General features: G+C 70.3%; 6 protein-coding genes. 4 read left to right on the forward strand and 2 right to left on the reverse strand.

Annotation, left to right across the window (positions count from 1 at the left end):
* The 4 genes from AC3XYG_RS23170 to murB all read left to right on the forward strand — a co-directional run.
* Positions 1-691: putative PEP-binding protein (locus AC3XYG_RS23170; protein ID WP_489142227.1), on the forward strand; the 691-nt coding region annotated here is incomplete at its 5' end.
* A 3-nt stretch (positions 692-694) separates the two neighbouring features.
* Positions 695-1,612 carry an alpha/beta fold hydrolase gene (locus AC3XYG_RS23175; protein ID WP_489142228.1) on the forward strand — a complete coding sequence of 306 codons (918 nt, stop codon included), beginning with the start codon at positions 695-697 and terminating at the stop codon, positions 1,610-1,612.
* On the forward strand, positions 1,609-2,328 hold the full coding sequence (locus AC3XYG_RS23180; protein WP_489142229.1) for a DUF1194 domain-containing protein: 720 nt from the start codon (positions 1,609-1,611) through the stop codon (positions 2,326-2,328). The genes AC3XYG_RS23175 and AC3XYG_RS23180 overlap by 4 nt, the downstream gene beginning before the upstream one ends.
* Before the next feature lie 51 nt (positions 2,329-2,379).
* Positions 2,380-3,390, forward strand: coding sequence for a UDP-N-acetylmuramate dehydrogenase (murB, locus tag AC3XYG_RS23185; protein WP_489142230.1), 1,011 nt, complete (start codon positions 2,380-2,382; stop codon positions 3,388-3,390).
* 4 nt (positions 3,391-3,394) lie between these two features.
* On the opposite strand, the gene AC3XYG_RS23190 is transcribed toward murB, so the two are convergent.
* Positions 3,395-3,955 carry a flavin reductase family protein gene (locus tag AC3XYG_RS23190; RefSeq protein WP_489142231.1) on the reverse strand — a complete coding sequence of 187 codons (561 nt, stop codon included), beginning with the start codon at positions 3,953-3,955 and terminating at the stop codon, positions 3,395-3,397.
* Between the two features lie 69 nt (positions 3,956-4,024).
* Entirely contained in the window at positions 4,025-4,633 is a 609-nt protein-coding gene (locus tag AC3XYG_RS23195) for a superoxide dismutase (protein ID WP_489142232.1), read from the reverse strand.
* Between the last annotated feature and the right edge of the window lie 244 nt (positions 4,634-4,877).

Below are 4,877 nucleotides of genomic sequence, written 5' to 3' on the forward strand. Positions count from 1 at the left end.
CCACCGCACAGCGCAGCTGCATGAGAGCAACCCGATGCTCGGCCATCGCGGCTGCCGCCTCGGCATCTCTTTCCCGGAGATCTACGAGATGCAGGCGCGGGCGATCTTCGAGGCGGTGGTCGAGGTCAAGGCCGCGACCGGGGAGACCGTGATCCCCGAGATCATGATCCCGCTGGCCTTCTCCAAGAAGGAGCTCGACATCCTCAAGGCCGCGATCGTGGGGGTCGCCGCCGCGGTCGAGAAGGAGAAGGGCGCCAAGCTCGACTACCTCATCGGCACCATGATCGAGCTGCCGCGCGCGGCGCTCAGGGCGCATGAGCTGGCGGAGACGGCGGAGTTTTTCTCCTTCGGCACCAACGACCTGACCCAGACCACCTTTGGCATCAGCCGCGACGATGCCGGCACCTTCCTGCCGGACTACACCCGCGCGGGCATCCTGGAGCAGGACCCCTTCGTCACCATCGACCGTGACGGGGTGGGCGAGCTGGTGTCGCTCGCCGCCGAACGCGGCCGCAAGACCCGGGCCAACATCAAGCTCGGCATCTGCGGCGAACATGGCGGCGACCCAGCCTCGATCCACTTCTGCGAATCGGTCGGGCTCGACTACGTCTCCTGCTCGCCCTACCGGGTGCCGATCGCCCGCCTGGCCGCGGCCCAGGCGGCCCTGCGCACCGAAGTGAAGGCCGAGTAAGCCATGGACCTGGCCGCCGCCCTCCGGACCGACGTGCTGACGACGCCGGACGGGGTGCGGCTGCGCTGGGGTGCCTGGCCGGACCCGGCCGGGCGGGTGCGCGGCACGGTCCTGATCCTGAACGGCCGCAGCGAGTTTATCGAGAAGTACCGCGAAACCGCGGGCGAGCTGACCGCCCGCGGTTTTCGCGTCTTCGGCTTCGACTGGCGCGGCCAAGGCCTGTCGACCCGCCTGCCGGAGGGCGACCAGACCGGCCATTACGACAGCTTCGACCCGCTGGTGCGGGACGCGGCCGCGGTGGCCGACCAGGTGGTCGTGCCGGCGACCGAAGGGCCGCTGATCCTGCTCGGCCATTCCATGGGCGGCCATCTGGCGTTGCGGCTGCTGGCCGCCCGCCCGGACCTGGCCGCCGGGGCGATCCTGACCGCGCCGATGACGGCACCGATCGCCCTGCCCACGGCCCGCCGGGCGGCCCGGCTGCTGTCGCCGCTGGTGGCCGCTTTCGGCCGCGGCCGGCGCTATGCGCTGGGCGAGGCGGCGTATGATCCGCAGCGGCTGCTCGACCCGGCGCGGCTGCTGTCGGGCGATCCGGTCCGCAACCGGGTCCAGGCCGACTGGTTCCGCGACCATCCGGACTACCGCGTCTCCGGCATCACCTGGGGCTGGCTCGCGGCGGCGTTCCGGTCGACAGGCGAGATCCTGCGGTCGGCGGCCGGCATCCGCGTGCCGGTGCTGATGCTGCTGGCCGGGCAGGAGCGGCTGGTCGACAACACAGCCTCGCGCCAAGTCGCCCAACGGATGCCCGATTGCCGGGTCATCGTCTACCCAGACGCCCGGCACGAGATCCTGATGGAAACCGACGACATCCGCAGCGCCTTCTGGCGCGACGCCGACCCGTTCCTGGCCACGCTGGCCCCATGAAGCGACGGCAGTTTGCCGGCGCGCTGGCGGGCCTGCTGCTCGGCCGAGCCTCCCTCGCTCTCGCCCAGGCGCCGGCCGTCCCGCCGGAGCCGCAGCCCCCGGCTGCACCGGCGCCGACGGTCGATCTCGAACTGGTGCTGCTGGTCGATGCCTCCGCCAGCATCACCACCGGCGCGCTCGACTTCCAGCTGCGCGGCCATGCCGCCGCCTTCCGCGACCCCAAGGTCCAGGCGGCGATCGCGGCCGGGGCCCGCGGCGGCATCGCCGTGACCCTGGCCCGGTTCGACGGGCCGCACAGCCTCAAGGTGCTGGTGCCGTGGCGCCGCCTGGCCAACGCGGCCGACGCCGAGGCCTTCGCCCAGGCGGTGCTGGCCGCGCCGGCGGGGGATGAGGCGGGGGCGACCGCGATCGGCAGCGCCGTGTTCGACGCGCTGGCGCTGTTCCCGGGCAGCGGTTTCGATTCGCCGCGCCGGACCATCGACATCGTCTCGAACGGCTTCTCCAACGCCGGCATCGACCCGTCGGTCGCCCGCGACGCGGCTGAGGCCGCCGATGTGACGGTCAACGCCCTGGTCATCCTCGACGAATACGACTGGCTCGAAAGCTACTACCGGCAATCGGTGATCGGCGGCATCGGCGCCTTCGTCCGCACGGCCGACAGCAAGGACAGCTTCACCCTGGCCCTGATCGCCAAGCTGATCGACGAGATCGTGTGAGGACGGTTTCCGCGATTGCCCGCCGTCGTTCCCCGCCGTAAAGCTGGACCCATGTACGACGTCCTGACCGACCATTCGCTGCAGGCCAGCAACAGCTTCGGCATCGCCGCGCGCAGCCGCTATGCCGTGGAGATCCGCGACGAGGCCGACGTGCCGGCGGTGCTGGCCGATCCGCGCTTCGCCGGGCTGCCGCGCCGGCTGCTGGGCGGCGGCAGCAATGTGGTGCTGACCGGCGATTTCGACGGGCTGACCCTGCTGATGCGGATCAAGGGGCGGCGGCTGGCCTCCGAGTCCGCGGAGGCTGTGCTGGTCGAGGCCGGCGCCGGCGAGGTCTGGCATGAGCTGGTGGCCTGGACCATCGCCGAGGGACGGCCCGGGCTGGAGAACCTGGCGCTGATCCCCGGCACGGTCGGCGCCGCGCCGATCCAGAACATCGGCGCCTATGGCGTGGAGCTGGAGGAGCGGTTCGACAGCCTGCGCGCCTTCGACACCCGGGCCGGCGCCTTCGTCACGCTGGACCGGACGGCCTGCCGCTTCAGCTATCGCGACAGCCTGTTCAAGGCCGAGCCGGACCGTTACGTCGTCACCGCGGTGACCTTCCGCCTGCCGCGGCCCTGGCAGCCGGTCACCGGCTATCCCGACCTGGCGCGGCTGTTCGGCGACCGGCCGGATGTCAGCGCGGCGGAGATCTTCGAGGCGGTCATCGCGGTGCGGCGGCAGAAGCTGCCGGACCCGGCGGTGACGGGCAATGCCGGCAGCTTCTTCAAGAACCCGATCGTGCCGGCGGCGCAGTATGGCGATCTCGCCGGGGCGTTCCCGGGCATCGTCGGCTATCTCCAGCCGGATGGGCGGGTGAAGCTGGCGGCCGGCTGGCTGATCGATCGCTGCGGCTGGAAGGGGCGGGCGGTCGGCCGGGCTGCGGTGCATGACCGCCAGGCGCTGGTGCTGGTCAATCGTGGCGGCGCCACCGGGGCGGAGATCCTCGACCTGGCGCGGGAGATCCAGCGCAGCGTGCGCGACACCTATGGCGTGGCGCTGGAACCGGAGCCGGTGATCCTTTGAGCCGTCAGTCCTCGGAGGCGGGCTCGGCCTTCGGCGCAGTGACACCGGCGTAGCGGCGCAGGCCCCACAGCAGCGGCGACGCGTCGCGCGTCTCGACCTGGGTCACCAGCCCGATGAACAGGATATGGGTCGCCACCTCGGTCAGGCCGATCAGGTGGCAATCGACATTGGCGACCGCCCCCTCCAGCTTGGGCCGGCTGGACGGCCAAGTGCCCCAGGTCCCGAAGGTGAAGCGCTCGGAGCGGGGGATCGGCAGCTTGCCGGCGAAGGCGTCGGCGATCTCGGCCTGGTCCTCGGCCAGCATCGCGACGGAAAAGCCCTCGCTGAACTCGATCACCCCGGCCATCGCGCTGGTGCGGTCGATCGACACGACGAGGGTCGGCGGCTCGGCCGCCAGCGACATCACGGCGGTGGCGGTGCGGCCGTGCCGCACGCCCTGCTCGACCGCGCCGACGACGCAGACCGTCGTGGCCAGGCGCGACAGCGCTTCGGTGAAATGCGCACGCGGCACCGCCAGCGGGTGCAGCGGGTCGGTGGTGAAGCGAAGCGAGGTGCGGGCGACCACGTTATGTCCCTGAGGGGCCGTCGGAAATCACCGCCCGCCGGTCGGGTGACCGGCGGGCGGTTACGGTGCTTAGGCGGCCTTCAGCGCAGCCTCGGCGAACTCGTAATTGGCGAGCTTGTCGAGGAAGTTCTGGGTGTAGTCCGGGCGACGGTTGCGGAAGTCGAGGTAGTAGCTGTGCTCCCACACGTCGAGGCCGAGCAGCACCTTGCCCTCGCCGGTGGCGAGCGGGTTGGAGCCGTTCGGGGTCTTGGTGACCTTCAGCTTGCCGTCCTTGCCAACGATCAGCCAGGCCCAGCCGGAGCCGAACTGGCCGATGGCGGCGGCCTTGAAGGCATCCTTGAACGCCTGGACGCTGCCGAAATCGGAATTCAGCTTGCTCTCAAGCGCACCCGGGATGGCGCCGCCGGTCGGCGACAGGTTCTTCCAGAACAGGATGTGGTTCCAATGCTGGCCGGCATTGTTGAAGACGGGCGCGAGGTCGCTCTGGCCATAGGAGAGCTTTACGATCTCCTCGAGGGACTTGCCCTGCAGGGCGGGATTCTTCTCAACGAAGCCGTTGAGCGCGGTGACATAGGCCTGGTGGTGCTTGCCGTGATGCAGTTCCAGGGTTTCTTGGCACATGCCGGCGCCGGCGAGGGCCGAGACGTCGTAGGGCAATGCGGGAAGCTCGAAAGCCATGATGCGCTCCATTGGTTTTGGTGGCTGAGGGAAAGAGGCGCGGCGGATAAGCCACAGCCGCCCGGTCGTGATTAACCTTATGCCGAGGGCGGGCAGCGTCAACCCATGTCGGGCGAGTGGATCGGACGCTGGCCCCCTGATTGACCGCTTCTTGCCATCGGGCAGCGGCCGGTCCATCACGCCGCCCATGCTGTCTCCCCTTGGTGAATCGCTGCGCCGACACGATCCGGACCGCTTTCTGACC

Source organism: Inquilinus sp., assembly GCF_057815775.1.

Coding starts and splice junctions, on each gene's coding strand:
- AC3XYG_RS23175 (WP_489142228.1), top strand. CDS start 695: ATGGACCTGGCCGCCGCCCTCCGGACCGACGTGCTGACGACGCCGGAC.
- AC3XYG_RS23180 (WP_489142229.1), top strand. CDS start 1,609: ATGAAGCGACGGCAGTTTGCCGGCGCGCTGGCGGGCCTGCTGCTCGGC.
- murB (WP_489142230.1), top strand. CDS start 2,380: ATGTACGACGTCCTGACCGACCATTCGCTGCAGGCCAGCAACAGCTTC.
- AC3XYG_RS23195 (WP_489142232.1), bottom strand. CDS start 4,633: ATGGCTTTCGAGCTTCCCGCATTGCCCTACGACGTCTCGGCCCTCGCC.